Source organism: Streptomyces sp. SUK 48 (assembly GCF_009650765.1).
GTDB lineage: Bacteria > Actinomycetota > Actinomycetes > Streptomycetales > Streptomycetaceae > Streptomyces.
The window spans coordinates 4,004,562-4,019,282 of sequence record NZ_CP045740.1; the positions used below are offsets into that span (position 1 = coordinate 4,004,562).

Here is a 14,721-nt window from a genome sequence, read left to right on the forward strand (position 1 = left end):
CGTACTCGGTGCGCGGTAGCGTCTCTGTGAGGCCGAAGGAGAGGGAGCACTCAGCATGCCGCAGCCCATGGATACCACGGACCGTCAAGCCGAGCATGGGCTCATCCTCGACTTCGCCGGGGTGTTGACCGCTGACCCGCGTTCCGTGCACCGCGCTTGGTGCGAGTCGGAAGGGCTTCCCCCAGAAGCATGGCGTGCCACTCTCAACGACCACCCTGAAGGCCGGCGGTTGTATGCGGCGCTGGAAGTCGGTGAGATCGACCAGACGGAGTGGAACAGGCGTACTGCGGCTCTTCTCGGTGCGCATGTCGCACCAGACAACCTGATGGGGCGCGCCTGGGCCGCAGTGCCCCCAGCTCGGCGCATGGCCGCGCTTGCACGAGCTGCCAAGAGCGTGGGGTACCGTCTCGCTCTCCTGTCGAACAGCTTCGGCACACACCCCTTCAACCCGTACGCGCAGGCAGGGATTTGGGAACTGTTCGATGTGCACGTCATCTCCGAGCAGGTCCGCATCGCGAAGCCCGACCCTGCCATCTATGAGCTGACGTTGGAACGTCTCGGGCTACCTGCCCAGGCATGCGTGTTCGTCGACGACCACCCTCGCAACCTGCCACCTGCCGAAGCCCTGGGCATCACTACCGTCCTTGCGAGGGATGAGGCCGCAACGGTGGCCGAGCTTGAGGCATTGTTCGGAGTGAGCGCCACGCTTTCCGTCTAGCGGCGACTTCCCGCCAACTCACTGTGCCGACGGTACTGATGGGTGTTGCCGATCGTAAAGGAGTGGGTACGGTCCGTGCCTGGCCGGTCGGGGAGGAGTTGCTGCCATGCAGTGGTCCGAGTACAGCACCGCTGAACGCATCAAGAGGCTGCGCGGCCCGATGACACAGGAGCAGTTGGCAGAAGCTGCCGACGTTTCCGTGGGTGTCGTGCGGAAGCTGGAACGGGGCGGCACCGCTTCCCTTCCTTCGCTGCTGTCCATCGCCTCCGCCCTCGGGACGGACATCGCCGTCCTTCTCGGCCAGCAAGCGCCCCGTCGCGCCATGGACCGAGACGAGCGCGCAGCACTGCGCGCGCTGTCTGCCGCCACGCACGACGCCGCGATCGGCATTCCCACCGACAGTGAGCCGGGCACCGTGGAGGAGCTGCGTGCTGTCGTTCGGCGTGCTGATGCGGCCTACTGGGCGGGTCGTTACACGGAACTCGGTGCGCTGCTCGGCGCCTTGCTGCCCGAAGCCCGCGCTCGGTACGACGCTGCGGACACTGGTGAGCGGGAGGCCGCGGCCGGCGTCCTGGCCGATGTCTTCCAGACTGCCGGGATGGCTGCGAACGTGTGGGGTTCACGGGACCTGGCCTATGCGGCGCTCACCTACGGCAGGCAGATCGCCGTCCAGGCTGGCGACGATCTGCGGGATGCGCACCTCGCAGCCACCACGGCGTGGGTGAATCTCCGCGACGGGCGGACGGCCCAGGGCTTCGCGCTCGCCGCGGCCCAGGCCGACCGGATCGAGCCGAAGATGTCCGAGCACGATCCAGACCGGCTGTCGGTGTACGGGCAGCTCGTCACGAATGCTGCTGTGGCCGCGTCCCGGGGCGGCGCTTCGCCGGACACCGCGCGGGAGTACCTCTCCCAGGCGCATGCGGTCGGCGCCCGCCTCGGTACGGAGCATGCTCGTGGCCGGCATGCTCAGCCTTTCGGGCCGCTCTACGCTGCCACGCAGGCGATGAGCATCGCCGTCGCCCTCGGCGACACCAGCGGTGCGCTCCGGCTCATGGACACCATCCGGCTGGACGACACGGTGCCGCTCGCCACTCGGGCCCGCTACGGCCTCGACGTGGCGTTGACGCACGTGGAGTGCCGTAGGTGGGATCAGGCTGCCGACACCCTGGAAAAGGTCTGCGGCATGGCGCCCGGGTGGGTGCGGCACCAAATGCTGCCCGGAGTGATCATCTCTCGCCTCGCCGGAGTGTCCGTCGCACGGCTCCGCGGGCTCGCTCACTCGGCCGGTGTGCCCCTCGCCGTGCGCTGACCGCTTTCACCACCACGCCCTGTAGCAGTCCACGAAGCCGCCATCAGCTCCACTGCCACGCTCCATGGCAGTCCTGCCGCAGGACGGCAGCGCAGCAGCACGGTGCGTGGCAGCCCATCGCCGCACGACTTCCTGGCGCCGCCACGAGCCGTGCCTGTCCCGCGCACGGGATCGACAGCACGCTGAGCGCATGCCGAAATCCCCTTCCGGCGGTATCGGACACGTGCCGGTTGCCGTCTACTCCTGTGCGGCCGAGTCGGCCGCTGTCCGCGAGGCCGAGCGGCGTGCACGCCATTACGCCGACGTCCGGCACTGGCATGTGGCCGGCACCTGGTCCGATGACGACCCGAGCGTGCCCTTGGACGCCCGCCCGGCTTGGGCCGCTGTCACGAGCGCACTGTCCTCCGGTCTGGTCCGCGGCATCGTCGTCGCCGCAACCTCCCACCTCGCCGAAGACGCCGGTCAGTTCGCCACGCTCGGTGTCCTCATCCGTGACCGGGGCGGCTTCCTCGCCGAGGCGACGTCGCCGTCGGCGCGCCAGACCCCGGGGCAGCACGAACGCCGCCGCATCTTGCTCGAAGCCTCTTCGGGCTGGTGGTTGTGGGGAGACCTCGTGCCGGGAGCCGCCTCGTGACCCGGGCACGGGCGGAGGTCGGTGACCTGGTCTCGGACGCTAACGGACGTCACGCCATCGTCACCGACATCAGGCAGGGCACCGACTGGGTCCTGCGTCCGGAGTCGGGCAGCCCCACGACTGAGCGGGAGACGGACGAGCCCGGCACCCTCGACGTCATCGAGACGCGCAGAACGCCTGAGCCGAGAGAAGACCACCTGATGCGCAGCCGCCACAAGGCCCGTGGCGGGGCTGTCGATTCCGTCCAGCGGTTCTGCGTCGGCGTGTGGTTCACCGGCCACCTCGCTGCCGCAGTCACCCTCGGCACGCTGATTACCAACGACCATCAGGACCTCGCCACCAGCCAGCGGCCGACGGTCAGCCAACCGGACGCCAGCCCGGACGAGGCCGACCGCGCGTTCTAGCCCCCTGCGCTTCGCTGCCAGCTCAGCCGCTGGGCGGCGGCAGCTCACGACTCACAGCTCATCACCAGATCACTTCCCCAGACCACGCCCGGAAGGCGGACCCGCCGTGTACGCATTCGGCATCTGCATCGACCGGCACTACCTCACCCCCGGCCTCGCCACGATCACCTCCCTGGCGGACAGCCTCAGCCCCAGCGCCCGCAAGGCCGCGGCGCTGCGCTTCCTCACCTTCGACCTCGGAGCGTCCCAGGTGCAGCTCCTGGCCCACCTCGCCAAACGGGTCGGCTTCGGCTCCTTCGCCCTGGCCCGTCGCTCCCCGCTGCGCTCCGCGCGGATGGCGGACGCCTCGTACATCACGGTCACCACCTATCTGCGCTTCGAGTTCAGTCCCGAGTTCGTCCGCCGCCCGTACTTGATCTACGTGGACGCCGACGTCCTGGTCCGCGGCGACCTGACCGCCCCGCTCGACGCTCTCCGCCCTGGCGAGGTCGGCGCTGTACGTGACGAGTTCAACCCGGCAGTCGGCCGCTGTCCTGCCCTGCCGGGCGTCGCGGAACGCTGGCCGCGTCTGCGGGACCGCCCCTACTACAACGCCGGTCTCCTGTGGGCTCACACCGCCGATCTGCCACGGATCCGCCACGGCGTCGAGCAGGCCCTGGCCAGACACCGGCAGCACATCCTCCACAACGACCAGGACGCCCTGAACCTGTGGCTCCTCCACGTCGGCCGCGTGCGGGCGGCCGAGGCCGCGTACAACCGGTTCGAGGTGGGCCGATACCTCGAACGCGGCGACTGGGTACGCCGCGTCGTCACCCGACCCCTACGCCCGGACCCGGCCGCCCGCCTCATCCACTTCGTCGGCCCGGAAAAGCCCTGGCAGGCGACGTGTCCCGGTACGGACGACGTGCGGGAGTACCGCACGCTTCTGAAGCGGGCCTTGCGGCATGTCCGTGCGCTGGGCGCTGCCCATCCCGAGCCGGCGGGGCTTCGATGACCACGCCGCCCGCCATGGTCTCCCGCGCGTGCAGCACCCTCCTCGGGACACCCGCCCGGACTGCGGGGCGCCTGTCGGCGGGCTCGCGGACGGCTGTGTTCCGGGTGGGCCTCCGCGATGGCCGAAGCGTGATCGTGAAGCTGTACGACCACACCGCCCGCCGCAACGCACTGACCGAGGCCGCCGCCATCCGCGCAGCCGGCAGTGCTGTGCCCGCCCCGCAGGTGCTCGGCAGCGGCACTATCTCCCGCGAGGGGGCCACCGCGCTCATCACCTCTGACCTCGGCGGACACACACTCGGTGCCGCCGTGCGCTCCGGCCGCATCCCGCATGCCCAAGCCCTCAAAGACCTCGGCGGCCTCCTCGCACGCCTCCACCGAGCCCCGGTCGAGCAGGCGGTGCCCCGCCGCCCGTTCTTCGACTCGGTCTCCTCCCTGGCCCGCCGCTGCCCACCCGACCTGCTCAACCAGATCGGCCCCGCCCTCGCCGTCATCGCCGACACGCCGGAGCGAGCACCCACCGTGTGGTGCCACGGCGACATCCACTTCGACAACGTCGTCCTCTCCGGCCCGCACGGCACGCGCTACCTGGTCGACTTCACCGATGCCGCCCCGGGTCGGCGAGAGGCAGACGTCGCTCACGCCCTCGTCATGACCGCGGCCCACGCCCCATGGGACCGCCGCACCCTGCTCGACGCCTACGCGGCGCCCCTGAACGACACCCGGCTCTCGGCGTGGGTGGTCGTCCACACGGCGCGCTGCTGGGTTCACGCCACGCCCGGCACCAGCCGCCGCTTGTGGTCGGACCGCCTGGCCGACCTGGCCCGTCAGACACCGCACCTCTTCCGCACGCCACGTAGCGAAGGGACACCCCGATGACCAGCCCTGGACTGACGGTGGTCATTCCTGCCCACAACGAAGCCGCCTACCTGCCCCACTACATGCCCACCGTCCTCGCCTCCCTCGAACGCTGGCAGGAGACGAGCGGCGAACGAGGGGAGGTGGTCGTGGTGGACAACGCCTCCACCGACGCCACCGCCGACATGGCCGCCTCGTTCGGCGTCCGGGTGATCAGCGAGACCGTCCGCAACATCGGCCGGGCCCGCAACGCCGGAGCGTCTGCCGCCGAGGGCCGCAGGCTGTTCTTCACGGACGCCGACGTCGCCCTGCCCATGGAGGCGATCACCGCCGCGGCCACCGCCATGGACAACGGCGCCGTCGGCGGTGCCATCCCGCCCCTGTACACCCCCAAGCGGCTCGGCGCACGGCTGCTGTGCGCCTACTGGGACCACTACCGGGAAACGCACGGCGGCGCGCAAGGCGTCGCCCAGTTCGCAACGGCCGCCGCCTTCCGGGCGGTCGGCGGATACCGCGACGACCTGTTCATGAGCGAAGACGTCGAGTTCTTCCGCCGCCTGACGGCCCACGGCCGCAGCACGAACGCACCGGTCGTGATCCTCGACGAGCTGCGCGTACGCCCCTCCACCCGCCGTTACGACCAGTGGTCCAGCCTCCGGATGCTGTGGTGGCAGAACCCCGTCACCGCCCGGCTGCGGCTCAACTCCCCACGCATGTGGCGTCACTGGTACCAGACCACCGTCCGATGACCCCGGAGCCCATCATGACCGCGACGCTGCCCGTACCGGACGCGGAAGGGATCTACACCTTCCCCAACGGCCTCTTGCACGCCCACCAGCGGTGGACCGAGCACCTGGCCGAGCGCCACCGCGCCCACAACCACCGGATCATCGAGCTCAAGGCCCCGCACAGCAGGCATCGCTACCTCATCGAGATGCGCCGCCCGGCCGGCCGCCCGGTGCTTGTCATCGAACCGCACCACGACGACTTCGCCCTGTCCGCCTCCGGCACCTTCCTTGCCCATCCCCGACCGCTCACCGTGACCACGGTGTTCACCCGCTCCACCAGCGTCCACCCGACCCTGGAAGGCACCTACGGCACCGAGTCCGCCGTATCCGACCTGCGCAACCGGGAAGGCGCCGCCGCCCTGGCACCCTTGGCGGCCGACCGGATCCTCCTCGGCCACAGGGACGCCGAACCCCCGTACCGCCCCTTCGACCAGGACCGTCTGGACCGGATCACGGACGAGCTCCGCGAGATCGCCGAAGCCCACCCCGACGCCGAACTCCTCGCCCCGGCCTCCGTCACCCGCCACCCCGACCACCTCCTCGTACATGCGGCAGCCGTACGACTCGGATGCCGCTGGTTCTGGGAAGACCTCGCTTTCTGGCCCACCTACGCCCTGGCCGGCTGCGACCAGCACCTCTTCCGAGCACGCACCCGCTCCTCCCTGCTCCCCGAGCTTGTCGACATCACCGACGTCGTGCTCGACAAGGTCACGTTGCTGCACATGCACGGCTCGCAGATGCACCCCGCGCGGAAGATGTACCGGCCGATCCGGCACGCCTGGACCACAGCGGCCGACCTCCTGAGCAGCACGGGCGCATTCGCCGAGCGCTTCTACCGGACGGAGTCGCTGTGAAGATCATCGCGCTCGAAGGGCCGTCGTACGCCGGGAAGTCCACCGCCATTCGCCACCTGTGCACGCGCAGCATCCAGGAGCGGGCCTTCGTCTCGGACTGCTACGTCCAACACATCGCCCGTCGCACCGACATCCCGCCCGCCCACACCGCATCCGCGGCCGAACAACTCGCCGCGTTCGAGACCTTCATGGGCATCGAAGGCGCTCGCGTGCGCCAGGCACTCGCCAGCTCCAAGCCCGTCGTCCTCCTCGACCGCTCGGTGGACACCCTCCTGGCCCACGCCCACGCGCTCGACGCCCTGTTCGGCTACGACATCCACCACCGCCTGCGCGACCGCCTCCAGGAGCTGCCCTTCCTGCGCCCCCACCACACCCTCTACCTCGACGTGCCGGCCGAAGAACTGGCCCTGCGCCGCAAGGCAGCCGGGCATACGGCGGCGGAGTCCGAGTACTTCCTCCACGAGCCGGCGTTCCTCACCCACACGCGGGACTACTTCGTCTCCGCAGCTCAGCCACCTCTGTCGCGGGAAGTGACCGTCATCCCCGCCGACGCCAGCCCGGATGCCGTCGCGCATGCGGTGGAAGCCCTCGTAACGTACTGGGCCAGGTGACCGGCCGATGCCCACAGCCCTCTTCGCCTGGCGGCGTACCCCGCCTCCGTTCCTCATCGGCGGAGCCGAGGTCACCCAGCAACTCCTCGCCGAAGAACTCGCGGCAGCCGGATGGCGCACCGTCTACCTCGGCTCCCACCAAGCGCCCTGGGACCGGGCCCCACAGGTCACCCAGGTGCGGACCTTCCTCGACGAGCACGACACCGCGTACGAGGAGTCCCAGGAGGAGCTGCGCTACAGGTGGAACGGAATGGACTGCATCGCAGTGCCGCAGCAGAAGATCACGTCAGTTCTGCAGCGCCTTCTGGCCCGGGTGCGGCCGGACGTAGTGTTCACCTCACAGGAAGGCGCGGCCGGCATCGCCGCCCAAGCCCGGCCCAGCGCCCTCGTCGCAGGCATCCTGCACTCAGTCTCCAAGACGGGACTCGGCGTGCTCACCGGGCGCCCGCACCATGGACTGGCCGTCTCCCAATTCGTTCTCCGACGTGCGCCCCGGACCGACGGCACCCGGCTGTCCGTCCTGTACCCGCCCTTCACACTGCCGGAGCCGGGGCAGCGCCGCCGCGAGCGAACCAACGCCGTGCTCATGGTCAACCCGATCCCGGCGAAAGGCGCCGACCTCCTTCACCAGCTCATCCGACGCATGCCCGAGCAGCGCTTCACCCTGGTGGAAGGCTGGTGGAACACCACCGAGGAGTTCGCCAGCTACCCCAACGTGACCTACATGCCCAGGGTCTACGACATGAGTCCCCTCTACCGCAGCCACCGCCTCCTGCTCGTGCCCTCCACGGTGGAGGACGCCTTCCCCCGCGTGATCATCGAAGCTGCACTGCACGGGACCCCGAGCATCGGCACCGACCGGGGCGGCATCCCCGAAGCCCTGGGCAACACGGGGATCGTGCTCTCCGCCAAGGCCGGCGCGGAGGAGTGGGCGGAGGCCCTCCGCGCCGCCGACCACCACACCCTGGGAAAGGAAGCTCGGCAACGAGCGACCGCCTTCACCCGCCCCCGTCTACCGGACCTCGAACGCCTCGGGATCTACCCTGCGGCGAACGCGCCCTCGACCTGATCCAGCCGGTCTGTCCACCAGTGCAGCAACGCCTCGTCCGCGGTGAACAGCTCATCGAAGGAGAAGTCACCGCGGTCGTAGTGGAACTCCAGCTGCCAGAAGTCCGTCATTCGCTTCCACCACAGCCGACGAGCACCATCCACCAGCGCAGACGGCTCCAGCGGCACCACCGACCGATACCCCTCGACGAACGCGGAGACCCGCGCGAGGTCGAACACCCCGCCCACGCCGAACTGCACCTGCGCTGTCCGTACGACCTCTTCCGCGTACGGGCGCACCGCGATCCGGTCCCAGTCCAGGACGCCGGCAAGTTCCCCGCCTTGCCAGAGCAGATTCCGGTACTGCACGTCACCATGCGTCCACCCGTGACCACCTTCAGGCGTCACAGATCGCGGACGATGATCGGCGTACTTGAGGACGAGGGCCCGCCGGTGGTCCAAGGCAGCAGCGACTTCCTTGTCGAAGTCGCTGCCTGTGCCCTTGTCGCGTACGGCTGCGGACAGCCGCTCGGCCTTCTCCACCGCCCGCTCCGGCGACGTGACGTCTACGGTGATCGTCTCTGGCACCCCGGGCAGCAGCCCTCGACCGCAAGCCCTGCCCAGGCTCATGTGCAGACGTCCCAGGTGGGTGCCCAGTGCGCTCACCTGGGACAAGATGAGATCAACACCTCGGAGATGAGAACCGGCCACCCACGGGAACAGACACCAGGCGGCACCCTCGACCTGCGCCACCAGCGACCCCGAGATCGTGGGGACAGGGGCACTCACCGGAACACCATCAGCACTGAGGGTCGCCAGCACGCCAAGATTGCGCTGCACCCGCTCCAGCGAGACATCCGTGACCCGCTTCAAAGCGAACTGCCCGACCGGGGTGTCCAGCCTCCAGTTCGCGTTCATCAGCCCGTCAGCAAGATAGCGGCGCTCTCGCACCTCTCCGAGGCCGAAGGCATCGATCAACTCTCCGAGCACGCTCTCGGCGATATCGCTTCGGGCCGCCACGGTGGCATCAATCACCCCACGGACGATACGCGAGCACGCCCCATCCGAGCACAACGATCACTCGGACGCCTGCAGCTCTTCCTGGCACTTCCACCCTCTTCGTCAACAGAGCGGACCTCGGTCACTCTTTTCGGTGATCACTGGGCTGGTCAGCGCCGTCGAGGCCAAGGGGCCCTGCGTGCTGGGCAGCGACGGCGACGGCCGCGACTTTGTGCGGCATCGCCGGCACCTTCACCGTCCTCGACGACCTGGCTGTCTTCCTGCGCTACCTGCTCAACCCCACCACCGCGCCGCAGAGGCCGGCTTCGGCGCCAGAGTGGAGCGCCTACTCCCTGACCGTGCAGACCGGCGACCTGCAGCCCGAGCGCGGCCTGTTCTGGCACCCAGCCCTCGGCACCACCCACGGGCACCGGCATGTGGGTCTCCCCCGCCCAGGACAGGTGGCGGACCTGCTGACCAACAAGCTCCATTACACCCGCGCCCGCCAGCCACTGACGGTCATCCGCAACAAGTTTCGTGGTCTGGCTTTCTGTAAGGGGGCTAAACCGCCGTTGGCGGTCAGCCGGTGATCGTGCCACGGCAGCCGCCAGGCCCTCGTCCTATCAGGACGGGGGCCTCGGGTTGTTCTAAGGCCGCTTTCACCACATCACCGGCCAGCATGTCAGGGGTCACCTCACCGGCATGGTTGTGTGCCCGCAGCAGCGCGCCAGCCAAGTAGGGCCAGTGGCCGGGCCCTCGCCGCGACGCTTGAACTGAACCACTCTCGACTCACCGGTTGCGCTCTCTGGCTGTGGTGATCGTGAGGGCCTGCGATTGCCCGGCGACTTCGGCCTGGGTGCGATCGACCGGAGCACAGCCGGCGGGAGCCCGCCACTTGACTACTCAAAGCGACAGATCAGCCGTGTCAGTGACGGCTGGTAAGCCTGTCCTTCAACCAACAAGCCCAGCGCTGCCCAGCCCCGCCCGCTCAGCGCAGGGCGTCCGCCCATACTGATCGACACCGCACTTCACTGACAGGGAGCACCCATGCTCGACTTTCGCGAGTTGGCGCCAGATGGCGAGGGCTTGGAGCAACTAGTCCGAGAGCTCGCCCTGGCTCTCGGCTACAGAGCCAAGTGGTCCGGTCGGGGAGCCGACGGCGGACGCGATCTCCTCCTGGAAGAACCAGGTGATGCCCTGCTCGGGGCGAAGACACGGAGATGGGTGATCTCCTGCAAGCACATGGCCCACGCCAAGGATGGTGCCGGACGTTCGGTCAACGGTGAGGACGTTGGGAGCATTGGCGGCATCGTGGATGCCGTTTCTCAGCATGACGCTGATGGGTTCCTCCTCGTCTGCTCCACCCAACCTTCAAGCGCTCTGGTAACGAGGCTGGAATCGATCGAGCGAACCAAGGGCGTGCACACCCACGTGTGGGACGGGGTGGAGCTCGAACGAATGCTCGCGAGTCCCCGAGGCTGGGCGGTGGCCCAGCGGTTCTTCCCGGTGAGCGCCGAAGCCAGCGGTTGGAAGGTCTTCGCCACCAGTGAGCCGAACCGGTTCATTGGCATCACCCGGGGCTTCTACCTCCGTGTCGCCAACCGACACGGGAGCGCGGTCGGATTCCCGCTCAGCTGGATCGACGAACGCCTGGACAGGGTCGCCTCGATCTCACTGCCCGTTGGGCACGAGATTCGCCCGCGGGGTGTCTTCTACGACGACAAGCACGGCGGATTCGTCTGGTATCTCGACTACCTGTACGGCTACCGCAGTTGGCAGCCTGAGGAGATCGAGCGGCCGATGGACGAGTACACGTTGCGTCAGCGGCTCGGCGACGATGGCGTCTCCTATGACGACGGCCAGTACGACAACTTCGAGATCACCTTCAGGAAGGTCAACAGAGGTCACGACGCCTATGACGCGGATCACTACCGGTACTACGAGAGTGTCCCCAGCTACGTCTAGGGCGCTGGTAGCCGACGATCCGCCCCCAAGCGACGCCCCCGAAGCAGCACAGGCGAGGCGGACCATGCCGAAACGCTGAGCTTGACCGACAGGCTCAGCGTCCCAGCCTGATCACTTGCCGCTGCCCTCGGCGAGGGTTTGGGCGACGAGGACGTTGGCGTGGCCGTGGCCGTGCCGACTGCTCATGCCAACCATGCCTGGAACCAATTCAGAGCAGTTTTAGCCGAGTTGGCGTTGCATGTCCCGTGCAGATGCCAACAGCCCGTCCGGGGCGCGACAACCATTCTCGTACACCATCACGACATCGATCAGTTGCCGATCTGCCGCTGCGGGTTCGCCAAGGAGCAGATACGCGTAGGCCAAGTTCAGCCGGGCGCTCAGGGTTTCCTCGTCGTCGCTGCCGAGGTGCGAGGCCAGTGGGTCGACCAGGGCATCCAGTTCGCGAGCGGCAAGGCCTACTCGGCCCTGACGCAGAGCGACCGCCGCCGCCTGACTGAGCGTTCTCAAGGTATCAGGGTGCCTCGCGCCCAGGACGTCGCTTTGCGCCTCAGCCAAGAGCCGCAGCTGATGCTCGGCGGCGGTGTCCTGCTCTAGCTCGAAGTACAGGTCCGCCAGGCGTCGACGCACCGAGAGCAGAATGGGGTGGCCGGTGCCGTGGGAGGCAAGGAGATAGGTCGACAGGGACTGCAGCACGGCCTGGGCCTCGACGTGTCTGTCGAGCAGACGAAGCGTGTCGGCGTGGCCCAGGCGAGCGTCGACTGTCTCAGGGTGAGTGGGACCAAGCGCTGCTGCCAATGCCTCGGCCGCAGCACGGAAATGTTCCTCGGCCTCGGCGGGCCTTCCCGTCTCGGCGAGCAACCCAGCGAGAGTACCCCGGGCCCGGTGGGAGGACGTATGCCCTCGGGGGGCAATACGGGCCCACGTCGCGTGGATATCGCGCAGCTCTGCCTCCGCCTCGTCGAACCGACCGAGATGCAGAAACGCGTAGCAGACGTTGTGCCGGGTAACCAGAGTGCTCGGATGATCGTGGCCCAGCGTCTGTCCTTCCAGGCGGAGAGTCGCCTCGAACTCGACGAGGGCCTGCTCGACCTCACCGAGTTCGAGCAGCAGGTCCGCCAGTTCGTGGCGGGCGATGAGCGTGGTGGGAGAGGTGTCGCCCAGCGCGTTCGCCATGTCGGGGAGCAGTTGCTCGAACGAGCTGCGGGCCTCGGCGAGGTTTCCTTGGCCACGCAGCGCTCTGGCAAGTTCGTGGCGCGCCGCGAGGGTGGTCGAATGCTCGGGGCCCAGGACGGCGGTCAGATGCGGAACGAGTCCAGAGAACTCCGCGTGCGCGCCCTCGACGTCTCCCCGCTGGAGGCGAATCCGGACCAATTCGTGGCGAACGGTCAACGTGTTCTCGTGATCCGGACCGAGGACCTGCGTCGCTGTGCGCAGAACGTCACCGAAGTCTGCCTCCGCTTCGTCGAGACGACCTTGATCGCGTTTCAGCAGGGCGAAGTTGTGCCGTGCCGCCAGGACGGTTCTGGGACCGTCATCGGGAGCGGTGCGTGCGTACGCGGTCAGGGCATGGCTGAACTGCTCCTCCGCCACTGACCACTGGCCTGACTGCTGCGCGTACACCGCCGCCCGGTTCGCGAGATCGCCTCGCATCCGGTGCTCCAGCCAGGCAGCGTGCGTCGTGTCTGCCGCCACGTGGACGCAGTGCGGCAGCAGCAGCCGCCACATAGGCCAGTTCGCCGGGGCTACCGGGTCGAGCCCCTTCGCCACCATCGCGAGCAGGGCGGTCGACAGCGTCGTGTACAACGGTGCCGCCTCGACGGCGGCCGGCTGGGTACGGGTGATCTCCCGGACGAGCGGGTGGACGATCAAAGTTTCGGCCGTCGAACCGAGCCCCTCGAAGCGCCGACGGTGCAGCAGTCCGCACCCCAGCAGACCGCGTACCGCAGCTTCGAGCCCGGGAGAGGACAAGTCCTTGAAGTCGTTTGCGGTAGCGAGCACGCTCCTACGAAGCAGGGCGACCGGCAGCGGCTCAGGTGCGAAGAACGAGATCAGCCGGAACAGTGGCCGCGCGGCCATTATGCCCCGCATCTCCAGTAGATCCAGCGACATCTCCCATGTACGGGCAAGCGGGCCGTGTGGATCGTGTGGCAGCGCTGCGACCGCCTCGGCGAACTCCGCGTCCAGTGCGTCCCGATACGCAGTGAATGTCCGAGGAACCTCCGACTCGGGGAGCACCAGGTCGCCGCTGGTCATCGCCAGATACTTGCCCACGAGTAGCAGAGCGAGAGGGAGGCCGCCGAGTCGCCGCGCCAGGTGTACTGCATCGCGCTCAGAGCCGGCGTCCGGCGCCAGTTCACGGAGCATCTCGGCGCCTTCGGCCTCGGAGATCGGGGCAACGGCATGGACCGCCGCCGACGTCCACCAAGAGCCGGAGTTCTGGTCGCGGCTCGTCACCACCACCATGTTGCCCGCGACCGGCTGCCTGATCCAGTCCCGCACCACGGCCGGGTCGTCGGCGTTGTCGACGACCAGCAGCCAGGGCCCAGCGGTCGAGCTGTTCAGAGCGTCCCACAGCACATCCCGGGCCGCCTCGTGGTTGCGCCACACCTCACGCGCTTCGGCGCGCTCCACCCCTGCTTGTACGGCGACCTCTCGCAACGCCGCCACGAAGGCAGACGGGGTCGCGGCGTCGACCCACCACACTGTCCGCTGTGCGGCGACCCGTCGAGCGAGCGCCAGCGCGACCGTGCTTTTGCCGGTGCCGCCCATCCCGCATAGGACCAATCGCCCGCCAGCATTCGCCACCCGCTCCTCCAACGCGGTCAGCAGCACCTCCCGCCCTCGGATCCGGTGCTCGACCAAGTCCTCGGGCACCGCCACCGACAGGTCGCCGACGGACGCGGTGCTCATACCCGGCAGCGGCGGAAGACTCAGATATCGCTCGGCCAGGAAGTAGAGCTCGGGCCTGGTCAGGAGATCTGTCAGAGCAACTGCATCGAAGATCTCCAGCTTGACCTGGTGGACATCGCGCGCCTCGTCCTCCAGCGTGTGTCGTGTGCTGACCGGCACCGGGGCCACTGTGAAGTACAACACGCGGTGTACGGGACTGCCTTGACCGCAGATTGAGGCCAAATCCCGTCTGATCTTGGCGGGGACGCGGTCCTTCTGGATCGTGCAGGCCAAGACGACCTTCTCCCTGGAAGCCAGGCGCGCGAAAGCCGAGACCGGCGACGGTGACGCGACAAGGTTCGTCCAGAAACTCTCGGCGTCCCGACCCTGATCGCCCCCGCTGCTCACGGGGCCGGTCGCCGGCACCAAATTGCTCACGAGCACCAGACGGGCCACGTCGAGACAGAGCTGTTCGAACTCGTGATGCGCGTTACGCTCCCCGAGAGTATCCAGGGCGTACCGGATCAACAGGCCAGACTGCCTGGGGGTGTTCACCAGTCAGCTCCTCACCTCGGCTCCCACAGGAATCACCGACAGTCTGCCGCACCCCTCTGACAATGGTGCTGATCAAACCGCGAACACCCGGGACCGG

At 68.4% G+C, this 14,721-nt stretch carries 13 protein-coding genes and 1 pseudogene; 12 read left to right on the top strand and 2 right to left on the bottom strand.

The genetic code is table 11. The features are described 5' to 3' along the window. Positions 1-55 precede the first annotated feature (55 nt). From GHR20_RS17285 to GHR20_RS17330, 10 genes are all read left to right on the top strand, one after another. On the top strand, positions 56-718 hold the full coding sequence (locus GHR20_RS17285) for an HAD-IA family hydrolase (protein ID WP_243878055.1): 663 nt from the start codon (positions 56-58) through the stop codon (positions 716-718). 106 nt (positions 719-824) lie between these two features. Then, positions 825-2,027 (top strand): helix-turn-helix transcriptional regulator, encoded by a 1,203-nt coding sequence (locus GHR20_RS17290; protein WP_153813667.1) that lies wholly within the window; start codon positions 825-827, stop codon positions 2,025-2,027. Between the two features lie 190 nt (positions 2,028-2,217). After that, entirely contained in the window at positions 2,218-2,661 is a 444-nt protein-coding gene (locus GHR20_RS17295) for a hypothetical protein (RefSeq protein WP_153813668.1), read from the top strand. Continuing rightward, the gene (locus GHR20_RS17300; RefSeq protein ID WP_153813669.1) at positions 2,658-3,065 is read left to right on the top strand and encodes a hypothetical protein; all 408 of its coding nucleotides are present in this window, start codon (positions 2,658-2,660) and stop codon (positions 3,063-3,065) included. Before GHR20_RS17295 ends, GHR20_RS17300 begins: the two co-directional genes overlap by 4 nt. Positions 3,066-3,171: 106 nt before the next feature. Continuing rightward, complete coding sequence (locus GHR20_RS17305) at positions 3,172-4,059, top strand: glycosyltransferase (protein ID WP_153813670.1); 888 nt, start codon at positions 3,172-3,174, stop codon at positions 4,057-4,059. 14 nt (positions 4,060-4,073) lie between these two features. Next, a complete protein-coding gene (locus GHR20_RS17310) occupies positions 4,074-4,937 on the top strand; it encodes an aminoglycoside phosphotransferase family protein (RefSeq protein WP_194859126.1) in 864 nt (287 codons plus the stop codon). After that, a complete protein-coding gene (locus GHR20_RS17315) occupies positions 4,934-5,665 on the top strand; it encodes a glycosyltransferase (protein WP_153813672.1) in 732 nt (243 codons plus the stop codon). The genes GHR20_RS17310 and GHR20_RS17315 overlap by 4 nt, the downstream gene beginning before the upstream one ends. A gap of 14 nt (positions 5,666-5,679) precedes the next feature. After that, on the top strand, positions 5,680-6,558 hold the full coding sequence (locus tag GHR20_RS17320) for a PIG-L family deacetylase (protein WP_153813673.1): 879 nt from the start codon (positions 5,680-5,682) through the stop codon (positions 6,556-6,558). Next, positions 6,555-7,169 carry a hypothetical protein gene (locus GHR20_RS17325; protein ID WP_153813674.1) on the top strand — a complete coding sequence of 205 codons (615 nt, stop codon included), beginning with the start codon at positions 6,555-6,557 and terminating at the stop codon, positions 7,167-7,169. Before GHR20_RS17320 ends, GHR20_RS17325 begins: the two co-directional genes overlap by 4 nt. A gap of 7 nt (positions 7,170-7,176) precedes the next feature. Then, the gene (locus GHR20_RS17330) at positions 7,177-8,238 is read left to right on the top strand and encodes a glycosyltransferase (RefSeq protein WP_153813675.1); all 1,062 of its coding nucleotides are present in this window, start codon (positions 7,177-7,179) and stop codon (positions 8,236-8,238) included. On the opposite strand, the gene GHR20_RS17335 is transcribed toward GHR20_RS17330, so the two are convergent. Further along, positions 8,208-9,251 carry a phosphotransferase gene (locus GHR20_RS17335; protein WP_243878057.1) on the bottom strand — a complete coding sequence of 348 codons (1,044 nt, stop codon included), beginning with the start codon at positions 9,249-9,251 and terminating at the stop codon, positions 8,208-8,210. The genes GHR20_RS17330 and GHR20_RS17335 overlap by 31 nt on opposite strands. Before the next feature lie 194 nt (positions 9,252-9,445). Between GHR20_RS17335 and GHR20_RS17340 the strand changes: the two are divergent. Together GHR20_RS17340 and GHR20_RS17345 are read left to right on the top strand one after the other, a co-directional pair. Then, positions 9,446-9,805 (top strand): annotated as a pseudogene (locus tag GHR20_RS17340) (serine hydrolase); the annotation flags it as partial. 457 nt (positions 9,806-10,262) lie between these two features. Beyond that, positions 10,263-11,180, top strand: a complete 918-nt coding sequence (locus tag GHR20_RS17345; protein WP_153813677.1) for a restriction endonuclease — start codon at positions 10,263-10,265, stop codon at positions 11,178-11,180. A gap of 219 nt (positions 11,181-11,399) precedes the next feature. Here the strand turns inward: GHR20_RS17345 and fxsT are convergent, their stop codons facing one another. Then, complete coding sequence (gene fxsT, locus GHR20_RS17350) at positions 11,400-14,624, bottom strand: FxSxx-COOH system tetratricopeptide repeat protein (protein ID WP_153813678.1); 3,225 nt, start codon at positions 14,622-14,624, stop codon at positions 11,400-11,402. Positions 14,625-14,721: the final 97 nt, after the last annotated feature.